The following is an 18,568-nucleotide window of genomic DNA, read 5'->3' on the forward strand; positions in this document are numbered from 1 at the left end:
ATCTCATAAATTTAAGATATCTGGGCAACGGAAACTCGACGATTTCTGAGTTCCCAAAAAACCGGGCGGGCGGCCCGAAGCATACCCCATCCTTTAGGGTGGGGTGGCCGCCCGCAATTTGATTTTTGGTATTTGAGGTATTTGTGGTATTTGTGGTATTACTCTGATTGCTTGTTTTCCACCCCGAATCCTCCCACATGCTCTGCATCGTAGAGGATCCTGCCTTCCATGTTCCTTATTAAGACCCTGATGGTGTACGTGCTTCCGGGTTTTACGTCATCTACCCGGATTTCTATCGGTTTTTCCGGGGAGATGTTTTCGAAAAGCTCTTCGGCTGCCTCCCGGGTCCTGTTATCTTCCCTGATCTCATAGCGCACACGGTAGGTCTGAGCCGTCGCATTTCCGGGGATTTCGCGGATGACCATACCTTCTTCGTCCATCTTCACCACTTCACTGGTGAATATTTCGCCTTCCGAAATGTCCTCGGTCTGGACCAGTTTAGCGATGAGAACGGGTTCCTGGCTGTTTTCACTTCCGCTTCCATTTCCACTACCGCTTTCGCTTTCACTTCCGTTTTTCAGCTCTCCGGTTACGATTACCCAGTCCCCGTTTTCTATGCCCTTAATGCCAGCGGCAGGTTCTGCCATTTCCACCTGAAGCACGTCTCCTTCCCAGTTCAGTTTAAAAGAGACAGCCGGTACTCTTTCCAGTTCTGAAACGGTCCCGTATACGAAGATTTCCTTGTCATAAATCGGTTTTTGGAGCAGGGAATCTGCACCTATCGAACCTGTGGGGATCCCAAGCTTGTACCTGCTGCCCTGGGCGTATGTTGTCTCCTCCACTTTCCCTTCAATCACGGTGACCGTGACGGTGGCAGTATCGATCACATCCGGGTCTTTTTCGGAAACCAGGTCGAATTCGTAAACGAACTGCCAGGAATACGGCTCGCTCAGGTTCAGGGTTTCGAGAAGGACCGGTTCGCTCAGGTTGTACGTCCTGTAAGAGTCCAGGTTTTTGACGTAAGCTTCGGCGGCCTGCCGGCTTTCTTCTTCGGAAGTTGCGTTTAATTCACCATTTTGGTTGTCACCGCTTTCTGAGCAGCCTGAAATTGCAGTAACAATGCAGACAATTACAATAATGATATAAAGTTGGGGGAGGACCGGACGGCTTTTCACTGGAGTTATCTCCTTGTTTTTTACTTGCTTTGCATGAAAAGTATAAAAGGAAAGCTATTTAAGAATTGTTTAAAGTTTGGGCCAGCCTGAAGTTTTTGCGAGGATCTGGTTTAATGGGCCAGCCGCCAGAGGCATTGTTTTTGGCTATAATCCGGACGACGCGACGGTTATCAACTGTTCAGTTATCCACAGTAACCTTTTTTGATCTCTTCTCAGTACCGGTGCTCTCACCGGCCAACGAATGAGACCGGCCCTTTCGATCCGAGTTTCGATTCGGGATTTGGATAATTAAAAAATGCGTCCCAATGGATGTAAAAGTGCACTAAAATAACCAAAAAGGTCATCCTGACGACTGTATAAATATAGTGGAATAACCAAAAAGTGCATTCTTATGACTGTTTAATGCACAGGGGTAACAATCGTCTCACATTGTTTTTGTCCCAGTTTTTGTCCCAGTTTTTGTCCCAGTTTTTGTCTTCGGGCTTGTTCTGGGACTTGTTCATTGGTGTAAGTCAGGCATTTTCAGTTCAAAAAGAAAACAAAAACGGAAATTTCATTTCTTTTGGGGAGGCGCCGCCAGGCAAGCTGGCGGGGGATTCCTATATCGCCTGGACTGAAAAACGGTTTCCGTGATTCGGGAACTATTCTGGAACTTTTTGCAGACTTTTTTTCAATTCGGGCTTAAATTTTCAGGATCATTGTTGCCGAAAAGATGTAAAACGCATTCAGGACGGCTTCCCCAATGAAAACTCCAAGCAAGCATTTGAACACATTAATTTTCAGGCCCGACCCGACATACACAATCAGGTCTGTGGGGACAAGTGGAAAAAAGCTCCAGCCTACGATTATGGGCAGTTCTTTGTCTTCAAGCCCTTTCCTTATTTTATGGGTGTATTTCCCGTATTTGGTTTCGAAATATATGTCAAAGCCCAGGTATTTTGAGAAATAGTATACTATGGCGGAGGAGCTCAGTATTCCTGCCATGTTCACGGCAAAGAGTTCCGTGGGGTCGAAGAGAAGGATTCCTGCCAGGAGGAGGGGAGTTGAGGGGACCATTGTCAGGCCCCTGGCTGAGAGGATCAGGAAGTAGATTGTAAGGGCGGCAAAATGGTGTTCTCCGGAGAGCTCTCCGAGAAAGGAGAGGTTTATTTTTTCCGGGAAAAGGAGGTATGTTGCAATTCCTCCCATAATCAGGAGCAGCCAGAAGGTAAAAACGAATCTCTTGCGCTTCATTTTTTCATTCTCTACTTTTAGTTCCCTGCTACACTGCTGCCTTTCCCGGTGCCGACAACTTTCACTGCACTTCTATTGTTAGAGGTTTCATCCACTCTATGAAATGCTCGATCCTTTTTTTCATCGACCAGGTGTACCTTTCTGGTGCTTTTGTAAACCAGGTCGGTATATTTGTTTATTCCGTAAAGCGTATAGGTGGACCTGTTCTCAGGGTCCGGGATATCATAAATGACCAGTAACAGCCCGTCCTTTTTGTTGGCTGTGCCGTAATGGCTCTCAAAAAGTGCTATAAAGTCGTCTTCCTCGCTTAACGAGATATTGAAGTATTCGAGTGCAAATTCTTCCTTTGTGTAGGTCTGAAACTTAAATTCATGCGGGTCGGTCCCGCTGTGCTTAACAAGTAAATTGACGTGCTTGGTCAGGAAAAAGGGATGTGAAACGACTAAAATACCTGATACGAAAATGAGTAGAGAAAGGGTCACTAGAGTATAAATGGTGATTTTCAGGTATTTTTTCATTTTTTGTCCCATCAGTCTGAATTGGTTTTGCCGCATTTATAAATATATTCCTTTTAAGGGCTCCTTTTTACTTCCTGTATTTAAAGAAGTCGTTTTGTTCATAATGCGTAATTTTATTATTTAATCCGGTCTAATGTATAAAAAATCTTAGAGGGATAAATATGCACAGCTATTCAGGTTTTCTCAGGAGGTTCATAGCCTCATAATCGATTCTGTCTTAATTATCATTCTCGTGGTGTTCATCCAGTTCATCTCAGGGGCGGTGGAAGGAGGAATTATAGGGGGTTCTTTCTTTTACATCCTGGTGCTGCTGGTGGGCTGGAACTATTTTGCCTTGCAGGAGAGTTCGGCCCGGCAGGCAACCGTGGGCAAGCAGGCGATGAATATCATCGTAGCCGACCTTAAAGGAAACAGGATCTCCTTTGAACAGGCCACCAGGCGCTTTGTTGGAAAAATCCTGGCTGCAATTCCTTTTTTTGCGAGTTTCCTGCCGATCCTCTTTACTGAAAAAAAGGCAGGGTCTCCATGATATTCTTGCAAGGACCCTGGTGCTTGTCCGGGAGGATTGAAGTCCTGCGTGAACTTGTTTCGAATCATGTCCGGCTTTTTTCTTTTCCGGGCTTTGTCAAAATCCTTTCATGCCCGGAATCTTTAAACTTCCGCTCATAAGGCTTATACTCATCAGGTTTAATATGTGGAATTTTTGCCTCAAAATGTAAAGCAATAACCCAATATACTTCTATAAACCATACCTGTCCGGGTATATATGGCAGGGTCTGGAAAGCTTCTTCCTGAGCTTTCTTGGCATGAAAGTGTGGCATGTACTTTCATTTCTTTGTGCCTGTTATTCAGGGAATTTCATGTGCGTTTTTTCTTCTCATGGATGCTCATCTGTCATTACTCAGATTTTTTACAATGAGTATATTTTTTTATTATGGTTGCCATGCATGAATAAAACTTCATTTGCTTTAAGTAAAGATCAGGAACAGTCATTATGTCCATTGCTTTCGATCAGCGCAATTCAATCAGGCATCAGAGCACTCTTCCCGGCTATGCCGCCCCTCTGTCCGTTTCCCGGCCGGCGGCAGAAATGAATCTCTTCCTGGATATGGACGGGGTCCTTACGGATTTTACGGGGGCCTGCGAACAGCTCGGAGAGCATATGATGTCCTGGTATGTTTCCGACAAGGACCGTTTCTGGAAGAGGGTTACGGAGGCCGGGGTCGGGTTCTGGTCGGATATGCCCTGGATGGGCGGGGGCAGGGAACTTCACGGTTTCCTTAAATGCTGCGGCTTTTCCCCGACAATCCTTTCTGCACTCCCTTACCCTGACCGGAAGGCGGCTCTTGCCAATGCCAGGAAAGGAAAGATCGCATGGCTCAGGAATGAACTCGGGCCTGCCTATGCGGATGAGGCAATCCTCTGCTTCCGGCCTGAAAAAGCCCTCCATTCCGCGCCCGCAAGGGTCCTGATTGATGACAATTCAAAAAATATCTGCGAATGGGAGGAAGCCGGAGGAATAGGGATCCTTCACAAAAATACGACACGGACAATCAGGTGTTTGAGCAAAGTAATTGAAATTGAACAGAAGTTGTGATTCCGAAGAAGTTACGATTTCCGAAGAAGTTACGATTTCCGAAGAAGTTATGATTTCCGAAGGCTTCCAGGGATTTGCTTCCGCCTGGTAGAAAAGCGGCCTGTTCTGGAAACATCTGTTACTGGAAACGTAGCAGGCGGAAGCAACATAACTGAAAACACAATCAATCGATTTAAACTCCCTTATTCGGGTAATAATCCTTAGCCCCTGGAAATATAAGTTCTAAAAATTCCTGTTTCCTTTCTTAGCCCGACTGTTTATAATCATTACCCAAAACGTCCGGGTTAAATAATCCATTTGCATTTTCTGCATTGTTTCTGCTCCCGTCTGCTCTGACACACTAATGATCAAAGAAGAATCTTTTTTCATCCGGACGGGAGCCAATTCCTTTTCACTTTCTTGGAACAAGCTTTTTTTGAAGCTTATTTGTTTTTTAAAAAAGATATGGGAAAGGTTTTTATTCCCTTCCCTTTTTTCCCTGTAATTGGACTTTTACTGGATTTTTACTGGACTTTTTACCCCTGCCTTCTCTGCCGTAATACCGCGACCCCAAGCAGCCCGCCAAGGGATAGAATAATCCCGAATCCAGGGGTGCTTTCTTCCTCAACACCTTCGTATGCAGTGTCCTGTGCAGGTTTCGGCTGGCTGGCAAGCGGAGCAGACATCACTTCCTCCTCAACAACCTCTTCTTCCATTGCAGGCATTTCCATGGCCATCTCTCCCTCAACCTCTTCATTTACTGCATCAGCCGGCTCTGGAGTTTCAGTTTTGGGCAGCTCAACGAAAAGGGAGGTGTAGGGGGTCACGAACCCGAATTCCAGGGCAAGGTCTGTGATTTCTGCAGTAAGGTTTTCGCTTTCCCCTTCAACCTCTATCCTGTCCATCAGGTTTTCGATGGTGGTATAGGCCCAGAGCCTGGGGATGAAGGCGTTCGAATCGGCAGGATCCGCGTTGAAGTCCTTTGAGAAATCCCGGGTTCCTGTTCTGGTGCCGGCCGTGACCTCCGCCCTGATGCTGCCGGTCCCGGGGCTGTATTTTCCGAGGACTATTGTGTCTGAGCCTGCAAAGAGGTTCCTTTCTCCGGTGTTAACGGTTTCCGAGACCCCTCCGGTGTAGGAGAAGTCCATATCAGTGATCAGGGGGGTTGAAATCGTTTCATAGAAGCTGCCTATTTGCTCGGCTGCGTTGTCGTCCGGGGAGAACCATTCTGCCGTCCCGTAGTTTTCCAGGCTCATTGCCCGCAGGAAGTGGTAGTTGCTCTCGTCATTGATCCCGAAAGCAATGGAAAAGATTGAGACCCTGGCAGTGTTGGCATCTTTTACGTTCTGGCGGATTGCGTAAGGGGAGACTACTCCCTCAGTTGGCTCTCCGTCGGTCAGGAAAACGATTATAGGCACCCGTTCACTTTCGGGGCTGAACATCCCGAGGGCGGTTAGCAGGGCTTCGTTGATGTTCGTGCCCCCGTTTGCTTCAAGGCTGTTTACGAATTCCAGGGCTCCGGCTTTTTCTTCCGGGCCTGCCTGCATGAGGGTTTCGGAATAGCTCTGCACGCTTGCGTCAAAGAAGATTATGTTGAAGGAGTCCCCGGGGGGCAGGTCTTCAATGATGTCCCCGAACACTTCTTTTACCTGCTCTATCTTGTACCCTTCCATGGAACCCGATTTGTCGAGCACGAAGATTATTTCCTTGCTCAGGGCCGTGGTGCCCAGGTCTTCTTCGCTGGGGGAAAAGATGTGCATGAGGTATCCCTGGTCCCCGCTTTCGTAAAACAGCATGTTCCCGTTCAGGGGCGGGTTGGCCGTTTCAAACACGACCCTGAGTTCCGAAGAAGGAATGGAGTCCGCTTCATACCACACCTGCCCGCTGTTTGCGGAGAGGTACTTGACTTCGGTTTCCGGGAAGTCAGGGACTTCCAGGCGGGCGAGCTGGTTTGCAGCGTTTATGTTTACGGTTATGGAAAAGTCATTTGCAGCGTGGCTGCTTTCCAGGAACTGCACCAGTTCGTACTCTCCCAGGGTTTTCTTGAGTGCCTGTTCGTAGGTCAGCTTAACGGTAATGCTCTGCCCGGGCTCAAAGTTCAGGGCATAGGCAAAAAGGTTTTCATCTTCTGTCTCAAGAAGCCCGGCCGTCCGGCCTTCCGAAGCCGCAGTTTCGAATTTTTCGGAAGCTTTCCCTCTGGGCAGGACGCTGGCCCTGTATTCCTTTCCGTCAATGGTCAGGGAAAAGCCAGAAATGAACGCTTCTTCAGGGATCCTGAACTCAAACCTGTCCTGCACGGCTAGATCCGCAGGGTTGGAAAGCTTTTCTTCCACAGTGGAAATGGCATATCCGTTGTTTACATCCGATGTGATCTTCAGGTACTCTGCAACGGGGCTGGCTGCCCCTGGCTGGGCGGCTGCCAGCAAAATCAAACAGATCAGAAAAATTTTCTTGATACGAAGTCCCCCTATATCTTTTCCTGGGTCTTTTTTATCTGTTTATCTGTTTTAAGTCTTTTTTTCACTATTCAGTCCTTTTTCAACACTTAGAAGAAAATAGTTCACTGTTTTATTTATGTTTGACTTTGACTGCGGATTCCTTCGAAGTTATGCCTGAATATCCGGGTAAGGGATTCAGGAAAGGAATTCAAATCCTGAAAAATGTAAAGATGCCCCGCTTCCGGGCATTTTTGGACTTATACCGTGGCTTTCCGGAACTGGTATGTTCCTATCAGCAGCATAACAAGGGCAGCTGCTGCAAGGCCCAGGATGCCCTGGACAGGGATCCCTCCTTCAAAAAGTGCCCTTGTACTGTCGATTGCATAGCTGACCGGGTTGAGCCTGGCAAGGGTTCGTAGCCAGTCGGGCATAACCTCGTAGGGCATGAGGGCACTGCTGGCAAAAAAGAGCGGCATGCTGATCATGCTGTTTACGGAGGCGTAGCTGTCGTGGTCGCTTAACTGGAGCCCTATCATGGCGGAGAGAGCTGAAAAGAAAACTGCAAAGAGAAAGAGGGTAAGGTAAATAAGGACAATATTTATGGGGCTCTGGATGCGGACTCCGAGCACGGCTGCCATCAGCAGGAGGACCGTTGCCTGGATCAGGCCTCTTGTGCTGATAAATAGGATTTTCCCGAGCAGGAGGCTTTCCCTGGGGGCCGGAAGGGCCAGGAACTTGTTCATAAATCCCAGCATCTTATCAAAGATTATGAGTGTCCCTCCCTGCAGGGACGAAAACAGGACGGTCATAACAAGGATACTGGGGGTTATGAAAGCAAGGTAGTTATCCGTAAACTTCGCAGGGAAGGTCATCCCGACAAGCACAAGCCAGGCTGCAGGGCGAACAAGGGATGCAAAAACGTTAACCCTGCCCCGGGTCCATTTCCGGAAGTCCCGCTCAAAATAGTAAAATACCGCTTTCATTCAACGCCTCCCCAGTATGTTTCTAAAACCGTCTGCATCAAATCTTGTTTCTTCTTCTCTGCTCCGTACGTTTTTAAGGAAGACGTCGTTGAGGGAAGCCTCCTCTCCCAGTTCCCCTTTCAACCCTGCAGGGGACCCTATTGCCTTAATCTCCCCTTTATCAATAATTGCCACCCTGTCGCAGTACGTTTCGGCTTCTTCAAGGTAGTGCGTGGTCATGAAAATCGTCATCCCTTTTTCCTGCAGGCTTTTTATGTGCCCCCAGATTTTTTTCCGGGCTGCAACATCCAGGCCGAGGGTGGGCTCATCCAGAAAGAGGACTTCAGGCTCGTGTACAAGGGCCTGTGCCAGTTCAAGCCGCCGGCGCATCCCTCCCGAATAGGTTTTTACAAGCTCATCGGCGCGCTCGGCGAGGTCCAGCAGTTCGAGCACCTCTTCGATCCTTTCCTCCCTGTTTGGGGTCCGGTAGATTTTAGCATAGAGCCGTACGTTTTCCCTGCCCGTGAGTTTGCGGTCCAGGGCCATGTCCTGAGGTACATAGCTGATGCTTTCCCTGACCTTTTTTGACTCTCTCACAACGTCGTACCCGCAGACCCGTGCAGATCCCCGGCTTGGCTTAAGGAGGGTGGTCAGCATCATGACAGTTGTGCTCTTCCCTGCACCGTTTGGGCCGAGCAGCCCGAAAATTTCGTTTTCCACGTCCAGGTCCATTTCCCTGACTGCCCAAAGGTTTCCGAAGTTTTTTGATAAATTTCTTACCTCTATCACTGGCATCTCCTGCAGTTACGTGCTGGTCCTGTGTGCCTGTCCACTTTGCGGACAATTGTATATTTCATTCCGATATGATGAATAGATTTTACTTCCGATACAAAGAGAAAGGAAGTCCCCTCGGTTATACTTCTCAGAACTGTCAACTTCTAGCAAAAAGCAAGTAAGTGTGGCAAATATTGGCAAATCATCCTGTTTTTAAAATAACGATCAATTTCTCTTCTAAGAATGGAACTAAAAAAGGCAAAAAGCCTTTTTCAGTTAAAGCTCCTCCTTCTTATAAGCAGCCCCGAAATTGCCAGGCCTGCTCCTGCAAGGAGCGCATCAAAGCCGGGTAAAGTGCCGGAATTCCTGTCAGTGCTTTCACTTCCTATAGACGAGTTCAGGGCTTCTTCCCCGTGTCTCTTAACGGGAGTAATATCCGAATTCCCTGCAGTTTTCCCAATTTTCTCTCCTGTTATGGCAAAGGGTGAAAAACCCGGAGTTTCGGCTTCGAAGTAGATGTATTCGTCATCCTCGTTCACTTTCTTTGTGGGAAGCAGGTTCCACTGTTCATCATTGAAGTGCTGCAGGGCAATTGAGCTTACATCAATATTGTTATCAGTGAGCCATTCCCTGCTGACCCTGAATCCCACAACGGGACTGCCAATGTTTTCAGAGGTCGCAAAACCTTCGTTTCCTGCCCAGATATTCAGGTACTGAAAAACTTCTCCTTCGGGTCCTTCGGGGGTCAGCACTGACCTCCCCTTAAGTTCCTCGACAATGATAGTTATCTTTCCGGCAGTTTTTTTGGCGTCGAATTCCACATAACCGACTGAAGTTGCTTCCTGTTTGAACTCGAACCTAATGTGTTTTCCGTTTGTAACGAACTGCTGTGAGAGTTCTTTTGTTTCTACGTTATTTGCAGGTTCCGGGGACCCTCCTCCCCCTCCACCGGAAGAACTGCCGCCAGAAGAGCTTCCTCCCAATCCAGAAGGACTTTCTCCTGAGGCGGAAACATCGATGTGGACAGGAATTCTGGCTCCGGCCCCAACGATTCCTCCTGAAACGGAACATAGAATTTTTATCTTGCAGTCCGCATCTCCCTCTGCAGATGGCGGGACCCTGAGGGCCACCTTTACCATTTTATTTTCTTTCGCTTTCAGGTCAAAAGAGGAAGGAGAAAGGGTGAACCAGCTGGCATAAGTAGTGTCATCCAGATAAAGTTCGTAGGTTGCAGTTTCACTTCCTGTGTTTATTACGTATAATGACTGCTCAGCTGAGGCCCCGGGAGCAAGTTTGAAACTCAAGCTCCCGGGATTTGCCCCAACCCCTATGTCAGAAGCTGAAACCGCCCGGGCTGAAATCATAAGCACAATAAGAAGTAATAAGATTTTTATTTTCATTAGTATACCTCAATGTCTTATGGCCCTCTTTTTTTCATATCCTTGATTTTTTGTGGATCGTCGTTTTGAAGGTTTCTGCTTATAGAATCGTTGCTTTCCATTTTATTTTCCGTCCTTCTTTGTCTCCTTCCCGCTTTCTCTCTCACTTTCTCTCTCTCACTTTCTCTCTCTCACTTTCTCTCTCTCTTTCTCTCTCTCTCTCTCTCTTTCTCTCTCTCTCTTTCTCTCTTTCTCTCTCTCACTTTCTCTCTCTTTCTCTCTCTCACTTTCTCTCTCTTTCTCTCTCTCACTTTCTTTCTCTCACTTTCTTTCTCTCACTTTCTTTCTCTCTCTCACTTTCTCTCTTCCTCTTTATCTCCTGTATCAAAAGGCTCGAATTCGGGGAATTTTATCCCTTTTTGAACCCGAGCTTTTCCCGGATCGTTTCCATTTTTTCTTTCCAGTCCGGGACTTCTTCGAGGGCCATGAGATCTACGGTGCCGCCCTGAAACTCTCCTTCCCCTGCTCTTTCTTCCATCATGGCTTCGATTTCAAGATAGGAATTCTTAAGTTTCTCAAGGAGTTCAGGGGCAGGGTTCCAGAGCTTCCTGGCTTCGGCTTCAAGGAGGCGGCGGGAGATCTCTTCCAGAGCGTAGGGGTTGTGCTCTTCAAAAAAAGCCCTCATCTCCACATCGAGGACGAAGGTGTCTGTAATCTCATCAAATATCCAGTCGTCCACGGCCTTCGTGGAGGCTTCCCAGCCGTAGACCCTCCCGATCCGACCTGAAATTTCTCCGGCTCCCTGGTAGCCGTGGGCTTTCATGCCTTCGATCCAGCGCGGGTTCAAAAGCTTGCTCCTGACCACCCGCCTCAGTTCGTCGGCAAGAGCCCGAATTTCCGGGTGCCCTCCTTCCCTGGAATCCCCGAAGTATGCTTTAACCTCTTTTCCGGAGGCCTGCCTGGCCGCCGCTGTCATGCCTCCGTGGGTCCCGAAGTAGCAGCAGCAGCCCAGAAGGTCGTGTTCGTCGCTTACAACCTTGTTGTAAGTCAGGTCCACACTTTCCAGGTTCCGGGCAAGCCGCGTATGTGCTTCTTCGCCGTTTGTGTTTTTTCCGTAGGCGTATCCGTTCCAGTAGAGGAAAACATCGGCCAGATCCTTTTCGTCTTTCCAGGCGCTTGCATAAACCGCAAGCTGTACGCCTGAAGAATAGGTCCCCGGTTTGCTGGAAAAAATCCTGTAGGTGGCATCCCGAACTTCCATCCCCTCCTCCAGCATTCCCAGGGTATGTTTTCGGACATAGTTGCACTCAGGGTCTTCTTCTAAGGAGGCTACGGCCTGGACGGCTTCGTCCATCAGTTCCATCGAACCCGGAAAGTTGTCCCGCAGGATCCCGGAAGCCCGGATGGTCACGTCTATCCTGGGCCTTCCCAGTTCTTCTAAGGGGATTACGGCGAAACCTTTCAGCTGCCCGCTGCCTGTCCAGACAGGTTCGACCCCGAGGAGCTGCATTATCTGGGCCATGCACTCCCCGTCTGCCCACATGATGTCACTTGCCATCCAGTAAAATGCAATGTTTTCCGGGAGCCTGCCTTCCTCTTCCCGATATTTATCCAGCAGCATTTCTGCCAGTTGTTTTCCGACCCTCCAGGCCGCTCTTGTAGGGATCTTTTTCGGGTCCAGGGAATAGAAATTCCTGCCCGTGGGAAGTACGTCGGCTCTCCCGCGCATGATCAGCCCCGAAGGCCCGGGTTCGATATAGCCGCCTTCAAAGCCGTGCAGCAGGGCTTCGATTTCTTCCGAAGCCTCTATCCTTGCGTCGAGGTCCATAACACGGCTTTTGATTTCTCCAAAACGCAGGGCGTCTCTGGAGGAGAACCCGCGGGGCTTCGGAAGTTTTGGGTTCCGTTCTTTGAACAGTTCGGGGTCATGGAGAAGTTCGGAAAACTCAATTCCAGGTTGCTCCAGGACACCCGCTATGCAGGCCGTGGAGAGCAGGTCAAGCTCTTCAAGGAGCTGCCCGTTTGAAAGCCCGCATCCTGAGACCTCGCCCTGGGCTTCCAGGAGCCCGTCAAAATCAAGATCCAGTTGTTCCGCAAGTGCCCTCCTTAAGGAGCCCTTTTTTTCCCCATCGTCATAGCGCAGTACAGAGTTTATGAATTCGGCTTTTTGCCTGCCTTCGGGTCGGTTCCCGAAGATATGCATGCCGCCCTGGACCTGGGTATTCCTGAGTTTCGAGAGGGCCTCGTGGGCTTTTCTTACGAGCTCTTCAAAAGGCGTTTCCGGCCCGACTGAAAGTTCCGGGCCCAGGTTTATTTCTTCGATTTTGTCCCTTACCAGGTGCTTTAAGGCATGGCTACGGCCGGGGTCATGCCTGGCCTGTTCGTATTCCCCAAGCAGCCCGTCCAGTTCCTCAAGCCCGGCATAGAGTCCCCCTCCCTGCATGACTGTCTGCATGTGGTCGACAAGGCAGGCCAGGCTACGGCGTTTGGCGGCGCTGCCTTCGGGAGGGTTGTCCGAGTTGTAGATATAAAAATGCGGGACCGTACTTATTGCAAGGTCCGGGAAGCAGTTTTTCGAAAGCCCGACCCCTTTGCCCGGCAGGAATTCCAGGTTCCCGTGCGTACCTACGTGCACAACCGCATCAGCCCCGAAGCCCTCTTCCAGGTAGCGGTAGGTGGCAAGGTAGTGGTGGGTCGGGGGTACGTCGGGGTCGTGCAGGATTTTGCAGACCTGTCCGTTGCAGGCCGGGCCTGCACATCCCCGCTTGGGCTGCACGCAGACCACGGCGTTTCCGAACTTTACCCCGGTTATAACAAGTTTTCCTTCATGCAGCATTGCAGCCGGTGCCTCTCCCACGGGTTCCCCTGGGGGCTGGCCCCATGCACGGGTCATGCGAGCCTGTACTTCCGGAGAGAGGGTATTGAAGAAGTTTTCGTATTCTTCCTTTCCCACAAAGGCCAGGGCCCCTCCGTTTCGTACTATTTCTTCGATCCCTGTCCAGCGGAATTCCGAGTAAGCCTTTTTCTTGAGGATCAGGTCAATCAGCTCTTTCCCGTCAGCAGGAGGCCTGACCGCGTATCCTGCTTTTTCCATCCTCTGCAAAATCCGGGCAACACTTTCCAGGGAGTCAAGGTTGGCAGCGCAGCCTATTGTCCCTTCAACACTTGCACAGGGTTTGTTATGCAGGATGAAGGCGACCTTTTTTTCCGCGGGAGGCCTGTTCCTAAGTTCAAGGAGTTTGCAGACCCTTGCTGCAAGCCGGGCACAGCGCTCTACTATGGGCACATGTTCCACGTAGTTCTCAAGCTTCTTCCCGCCTCCTATGATAAGGGGCTCGATGGCACCTTCAAACTCGGGCATGGCGACGTACCAGGCAATATCGCTGCCAAGTCCCGGGGAAGCTTCCCAATCTTCAACGGTCATGTAGCTTGAAATTATGGGCTGGACCAGGGGCACGTCAAGTTTTTTGAGCAGGTATAGTCCCTCTCCTGCCCTGGCAGGATCGTTTTCCCTGCCCTGCCTGCTTTTAATCAAAAAAGGGGTAAGTTTTATCAGGCAATCTATAATCGGGGTGCCTTCTGGCATGAAGTACTCTTCCACGACCTCTCCCATTGCCCTTGTGCCGAGCTCGTCATCCTGAAGGGAGTAGGCAAACACAGGGATCACCCGCAGGCCCAGGCGTTCCAGGTCCCGGATAAGGGTATTTTCTACTTTAAGGTCTCCGTTAACCCAGGCCGTTCTTGACACAAGCAGGCCTGCGGTTTTTCCGGGAGCCGGTTTGTACCACTTAAGATAGTCTTCCAGCTTTGAAAACCAGGTTTCTGTGTCCGGATGAAAGAGCCCATCCCATGCTATCTTTTTTGGGGGTTCGGCAAGGGGGCCTTCCCCGAAGACCTCATGCCGGAGGTAATTCAATAAGTTTGTGAGGTTTTCTTCTCCATTGTAGGTGAAGTAGAGATAAGCCGTAGCTGCAATTTGCGGATTTACCGAAGACCTGGTCCAGAAATAGGCATCGTGCCCGGTGCAGACTACAGGAACTTTCTCTTTTATGGTTTCGATTTTTAAGCTGAGTTCATCCCAGAAAGTGCCGCTGGTGTAGTACAGAAGGACAAGGTCGGCAGTTTCACAGGCCTTCAGTGCTGTCTCTAGTTTATCAGGTTCTTCTTCGAGGGCTCTTGAGGAGTAGGCTTCCATTTCGAAGCCCAGTTTTTTCCCTGCTTTCAGGAGGGGAGGGATGTAGGAGTTCCATGTGATCGAAACGATTTTCATATCTTAGATCCGCTCCGGATTTCTATTCCTTTAGCACCGGTTTTTTTATTTTTTGATAAGTTTTGATTTTTTTATTCTGTTTTTTCCAACTTTTCTTTACTTTTCAATTGAGGATTTTCCTTTAATGTTTACGAAATACTTTTAAATATCATACATTGATAGGGTCATATATTAAAAACATTTCATTTTTGTCTTCTTGATTATAATAAATAGCTTTAAATCGTCAAATTTATTGTGTTTTTTGTGTTAAGTATCTTGATTTTATTAATAACTAATTTCTGAAAACAGCTGCAGGGTCATTCTTTATTTTTGCTTATATAAGAATCAGGAGTAAAATCTTACCAGTTTTATATTTTTCTTCGTAATTGTATAAAAAATAAAACAAAAATGTTATCTAGTATTATCGTATCTTTTTTACTTATGTCTAAAAAGCTATTTTCCTGCAAAAATCTTTTCCTTTTAAAGGGGCCAGCAGACTCATTTTTTTTTGAGAATGGCATTTTTGATTTCTGCACTTTTGATTTCTGTATTTTTGTGTTCTGCAAGGCTGGCAGGGTCTTCCCAGGGCTTCGCCGGCGGTGTTTCAGGGAGGAGGCCAAATCATGAATGTTCCCGAAGCTTCTATCTACCCGTTTACTGCAATAGTCGGACAGGAGCAGATGAAAAAGTCCCTTGTGCTCAATGTCATCAATCCGAAAATCGGAGGTGTCCTGATCCGGGGAGAGAAGGGCACTGCCAAATCTACAGCAGTCAGGGCTCTTGTCAGTCTGCTTCCTGAAATTGAGGTTGTTGAAGGCTGCAGTTTCGGGTGCAGCCCGCATAACAAAAATGAAATGTGTGAGGCCTGTCTGGAAAAAACCGGGCGTGGAGAGCTGAAAGGAGTTCTCCGGAATATGAGGGTCGTAAACCTTCCTGTAAGTGCAACGGAGGACCGGGTGGTAGGGACCCTTGACCTTGAGCATGCCATCCAGACCGGAAAAAAACGCTTTGAACCGGGTGTGCTGGCTTTAGCCCACCGGGGGATCCTTTATGTGGATGAGATCAACCTGCTTGATGACCATCTTGTGGATACCCTGCTTGATGCGGCTGCCATGGGCGTGAACACTGTTGAGCGGGAAGGGATTTCTTTTTCCCACCCTGCAGCTTTTGTGCTCGTGGGCACCATGAACCCGGAAGAAGGGGACCTCCGGCCCCAGCTGCTTGACCGCTTCGGGCTCTGTGCGGATGTGAAAGGCATAGAAGACCCTGAAGCCCGGGTTGAACTGCTCAGGCGCAGGCTCAGTTACGAACAGGACCCTGAAGCCTTCGCAATGGAATGGGCTATCTCCGAAGCCGACCTCTGTTCCCGGATCCTGCGTGCGAAAGCCCTGCTGTCGGAAACCAGGATTTCAGATCCTATGCTTGAACTGATCGCCGGGATCTGTGTTGACACGGGAGTGGACGGGCACAGGGCAGACATCTGCATGGTGAAAACCTCTCTTACCCTTGCCGCTTTCGGGGGCAGGACCGAAGTTTCAGAGGCTGACGTCCTCGAAGCTGCCGAGCTCGTGCTCTCCCACCGCAAGCGGAGAAAGCCCTTTGATGACTCCTCCGGAGAAGATAAACTCGAGGAAAGCCTGCAAAAACACAGGAAAAAACAGGAAGAGAAAAAGGCCGGAAACGAGGAAAAAGAGTCTGAGAGGCAGAACCCGGAACGGGGCCAAAAAGAGGGCCAAAAAAATGAGCCTGAACAGGGCCAGGGCCGTGAGCCGGAGGAGAGCCGGGAAGAAGAGAAAAATGAAAACTCCCATGCGGGACATGAACAGGTTTTCGGGATGGGGGACTGCTTCCGGGCAACAAACCTGTCGCCTGAATTCCGGAAGAAAAGCCGGAAAGGGGCAGGGAAACGCAGTGATACCCGGACAGAAGCAGGAAGGGGCCGTTATGTAAAAAGTGCTGTTCCGGAAGGGAGGGTTACTGACCTTGCATTTGATGCAACCCTGAGAGCTGCTGCACCCTACCAGCCCGAAAGAAAGTTGCTTTCGGAAAACGGGAATGCAGTGCTTCTCCGGGTCCCCGACCTCCGGAAGAAAGTCCGTGAAAAAAAAATAGGAAACATGATTCTTTTTGTTGTGGATGCCAGCGGTTCAATGGGGGCCAGGCAGCGCATGGTGGCTGCCAAAGGTGCGGTGCTTTCGCTCTTGCTGGATGCATACCAGAAAAGGGACCGTGTAGGGCTGATCGCTTTCAGGGGAGACAGTGCGGAACTGCTGCTCCCTCCCACCCGGAGTGTTGAGCGTGCCCGGAAGTGCCTGCAGGAGATGCCTACCGGTGGAAAGACCCCACTGTCCCTCGGGCTTGCCAGGAGCTATGAGGTAATCCGGGCCGAAATCTGCCGGGACGCCGATGTCTGTCCTTTCATGATCCTGATCTCGGATGGGAAAGCCAACGTGAGTGCAGGCGGAAAATCCCCTTTTCTGGAAACGGAAATAATCGCATCCCGGTTCAGGGAAGAGGGAATCCCTTCGGCTGTGATTGATACCGAGAAAGGGGCCCTGCGTTTCGGGCTTGCAAAAAAAATCTCTTCGGCCCTGGGGGGCCTGTACATGGGGCTTGAAGAGCTGAGGGCAGATACGCTGCTCGGGGCTGTCCGGGTGGCAGGAGGCTTCTGAATAATTCCCTGAAATCCGGATTTCGCACAGGAAAGGGTTTTCAGTATTCAGAAATCGATTTCAGGGAATTTCCTGCAAGTATTATGATCATTTGCTTCAGGGTCTCGGTACTCTCAAACACAGCTTCATGATTTCCTGAAAAGAGTTCCTGCTTAACCTTTCTCCCAAGCTCATCATCGCTTCCTGGCTTCAGCTGCAGGACCAGCGAACCCGGATAATAAGCTACAGTGCTTGCAAGCTCATCACAGTCTCCATCCGTAATTCCAAGTACAGGGATTCCGAACCTGTAGAAAATATTGCCTGCAATCTCCGTGGTGTCGTCTCCGACGGTTACGGCAAGGCCTGTCCCTTCTGTCATTTCAAGAGAACGTTCCGCGCAGTGGTCCATAAGTACGGCCTTAACCCTGTTTCCCGGAGTTCTCCCCTGCAGGGGATATTTTTTCGGAGGAGCGGCTTTTTCTGACCTTCCTTTTTTTCCCTTTTCCTGGATTTTTCCCTCTTCCTGGATTTTGCCTTCAAGCAGGTTTTTCCGAGAAGTCCCGGTCTTTACCCAGGCCCTGGAAAGGTCTACCGGCACTTTTTCCTCATGCCCGTGAAGGATTTCGATTCCTTCCTTCTTTACCATTCCTCCTTCCATTGAGGTCAGGAACCCGTTTTCGGATATAAGGGCGACATCCGGAGACGTGGCTTTTCCAACTACAATACCGTTGACCATTATGTATGCCCCCGGAAGGGTAGAAATCCTTCTCAGAACACGCTGTCCTTCATTTGTAATCTCAATGGTATTGACCGGCTCAGGCGGCTGGGAGATTCTCATATCAAGAAGCCTGGAAAGTTTTTCAGCATGCATGTAAGCTTCCCGGTTCCAGGGAATGAGTTCCCCGTCGGGACTCCCGGGCCTTTCAATCTGTATAAGGGGTTTTTCTTCAGGGTTGTTAAGATGTGATACAACGATCCTTCCAAAAGCCCTGCCGGATCTCAACTCTTTTCCATGGTTAAGCAGGCATACGAGGTCATTTGCCCTGAAAAGGGCCTCAATACAGGCGCTGGGTTTCAGGTACTGGTTGATGTCAATCAGGTCTTCCAGGCCGGCATCTATCGCAGCAACTTTCCCCAGGGTCCCGCAGAGGCGGGCATCTATGCAGTTTTCCCCGGAAAGAGAGGCAAGAATCTCTTTGACAACCCGTGGAGAGTCCATGAGCTGGAGATTATGAATCACAATTCCTATTCGCATATAAACAAAACATATATAGTTAAACTAATTATAAACTTCGAAATGATTATATGTGAATAATTGTTTGTTTTTTCTGAATTATTTCTAATATTTCTGTCATTTGTTTGTTTAGTTTCCTGCAGATTTTTTCCTCTTCTTTAAAGCTATAGAGGTTTAAACATATGTTTTATCACAAATTGCAATAAATTATTTCAATGAGTTCCCTTTTTACCAGGCAATTTCTGGCAAATATCAAAAAAATTAAATATTCATAATTTCTGTTAATTAACTTGTATTATGTAACATAAAATATTGAAATTAACAATATTTTTTTGTAAATACTACACTTACTCCAGTCTCATACTAACAGTATTTGCGG

At 48.9% G+C, this 18,568-nt stretch carries 13 protein-coding genes; 3 read left to right on the top strand and 10 right to left on the bottom strand.

Annotated features, from left to right (window positions below; all coding sequences use genetic code 11):
• Nucleotides 1-158: 158 nt before the first annotated feature.
• The 3 genes from FTO70_RS09165 to FTO70_RS09175 form a co-directional block, all read right to left on the bottom strand.
• The gene (locus tag FTO70_RS09165; RefSeq protein WP_255335453.1) at nucleotides 159-1,175 is read right to left on the bottom strand and encodes a hypothetical protein; all 1,017 of its coding nucleotides are present in this window, start codon (nucleotides 1,173-1,175) and stop codon (nucleotides 159-161) included.
• A 681-nt stretch (nucleotides 1,176-1,856) separates the two neighbouring features.
• Nucleotides 1,857-2,408, bottom strand: coding sequence for a VTT domain-containing protein (locus tag FTO70_RS09170; RefSeq protein ID WP_255335454.1), 552 nt, complete (start codon nucleotides 2,406-2,408; stop codon nucleotides 1,857-1,859).
• A gap of 17 nt (nucleotides 2,409-2,425) precedes the next feature.
• On the bottom strand, nucleotides 2,426-2,938 hold the full coding sequence (locus tag FTO70_RS09175) for a hypothetical protein (RefSeq protein ID WP_255335455.1): 513 nt from the start codon (nucleotides 2,936-2,938) through the stop codon (nucleotides 2,426-2,428).
• Nucleotides 2,939-3,161: 223 nt separating this feature from the next.
• On the opposite strand from FTO70_RS09175, the gene FTO70_RS09180 reads away from it, so the two are divergent.
• The gene (locus FTO70_RS09180; protein ID WP_255335532.1) at nucleotides 3,162-3,455 is read left to right on the top strand and encodes an RDD family protein; all 294 of its coding nucleotides are present in this window, start codon (nucleotides 3,162-3,164) and stop codon (nucleotides 3,453-3,455) included.
• Nucleotides 3,456-3,519: 64 nt separating this feature from the next.
• On the opposite strand, the gene FTO70_RS09185 is transcribed toward FTO70_RS09180, so the two are convergent.
• Nucleotides 3,520-3,747: a hypothetical protein gene (locus FTO70_RS09185; RefSeq protein WP_255335456.1), complete on the bottom strand. Its 228-nt coding sequence runs from the start codon at nucleotides 3,745-3,747 to the stop codon at nucleotides 3,520-3,522.
• A gap of 173 nt (nucleotides 3,748-3,920) precedes the next feature.
• On the opposite strand from FTO70_RS09185, the gene FTO70_RS09190 reads away from it, so the two are divergent.
• Complete coding sequence (locus tag FTO70_RS09190) at nucleotides 3,921-4,523, top strand: hypothetical protein (protein WP_255335457.1); 603 nt, start codon at nucleotides 3,921-3,923, stop codon at nucleotides 4,521-4,523.
• A gap of 515 nt (nucleotides 4,524-5,038) precedes the next feature.
• Here FTO70_RS09190 and FTO70_RS09195 read toward each other — a convergent pair.
• From FTO70_RS09195 to cobN, 5 genes are all read right to left on the bottom strand, one after another.
• Nucleotides 5,039-6,934, bottom strand: a complete 1,896-nt coding sequence (locus FTO70_RS09195) for a VIT domain-containing protein (protein WP_255335458.1) — start codon at nucleotides 6,932-6,934, stop codon at nucleotides 5,039-5,041.
• A 263-nt stretch (nucleotides 6,935-7,197) separates the two neighbouring features.
• Entirely contained in the window at nucleotides 7,198-7,923 is a 726-nt protein-coding gene (locus FTO70_RS09200) for an ABC transporter permease (RefSeq protein WP_255335459.1), read from the bottom strand.
• Nucleotides 7,924-8,697 (bottom strand): ABC transporter ATP-binding protein, encoded by a 774-nt coding sequence (locus FTO70_RS09205; protein ID WP_255335460.1) that lies wholly within the window; start codon nucleotides 8,695-8,697, stop codon nucleotides 7,924-7,926.
• 251 nt (nucleotides 8,698-8,948) lie between these two features.
• Nucleotides 8,949-10,076, bottom strand: a complete 1,128-nt coding sequence (locus FTO70_RS09210) for a PGF-pre-PGF domain-containing protein (RefSeq protein ID WP_255335461.1) — start codon at nucleotides 10,074-10,076, stop codon at nucleotides 8,949-8,951.
• A 388-nt stretch (nucleotides 10,077-10,464) separates the two neighbouring features.
• A complete protein-coding gene (gene cobN, locus FTO70_RS09215; protein WP_255335462.1) occupies nucleotides 10,465-14,325 on the bottom strand; it encodes a cobaltochelatase subunit CobN in 3,861 nt (1,286 codons plus the stop codon).
• A 602-nt stretch (nucleotides 14,326-14,927) separates the two neighbouring features.
• Between cobN and FTO70_RS09220 the strand changes: the two genes are divergently transcribed.
• A complete protein-coding gene (locus FTO70_RS09220) occupies nucleotides 14,928-16,976 on the top strand; it encodes a putative cobaltochelatase (protein ID WP_255335463.1) in 2,049 nt (682 codons plus the stop codon).
• Nucleotides 16,977-17,016: 40 nt separating this feature from the next.
• On the opposite strand, the gene FTO70_RS09225 is transcribed toward FTO70_RS09220, so the two are convergent.
• Complete coding sequence (locus FTO70_RS09225) at nucleotides 17,017-18,210, bottom strand: DUF2117 family protein (RefSeq protein ID WP_255335464.1); 1,194 nt, start codon at nucleotides 18,208-18,210, stop codon at nucleotides 17,017-17,019.
• Nucleotides 18,211-18,568: the final 358 nt, after the last annotated feature.

The organism is Methanosarcina sp. KYL-1 (assembly GCF_024372725.1).
Taxonomy (GTDB): Archaea; Halobacteriota; Methanosarcinia; order Methanosarcinales; family Methanosarcinaceae; genus Methanosarcina.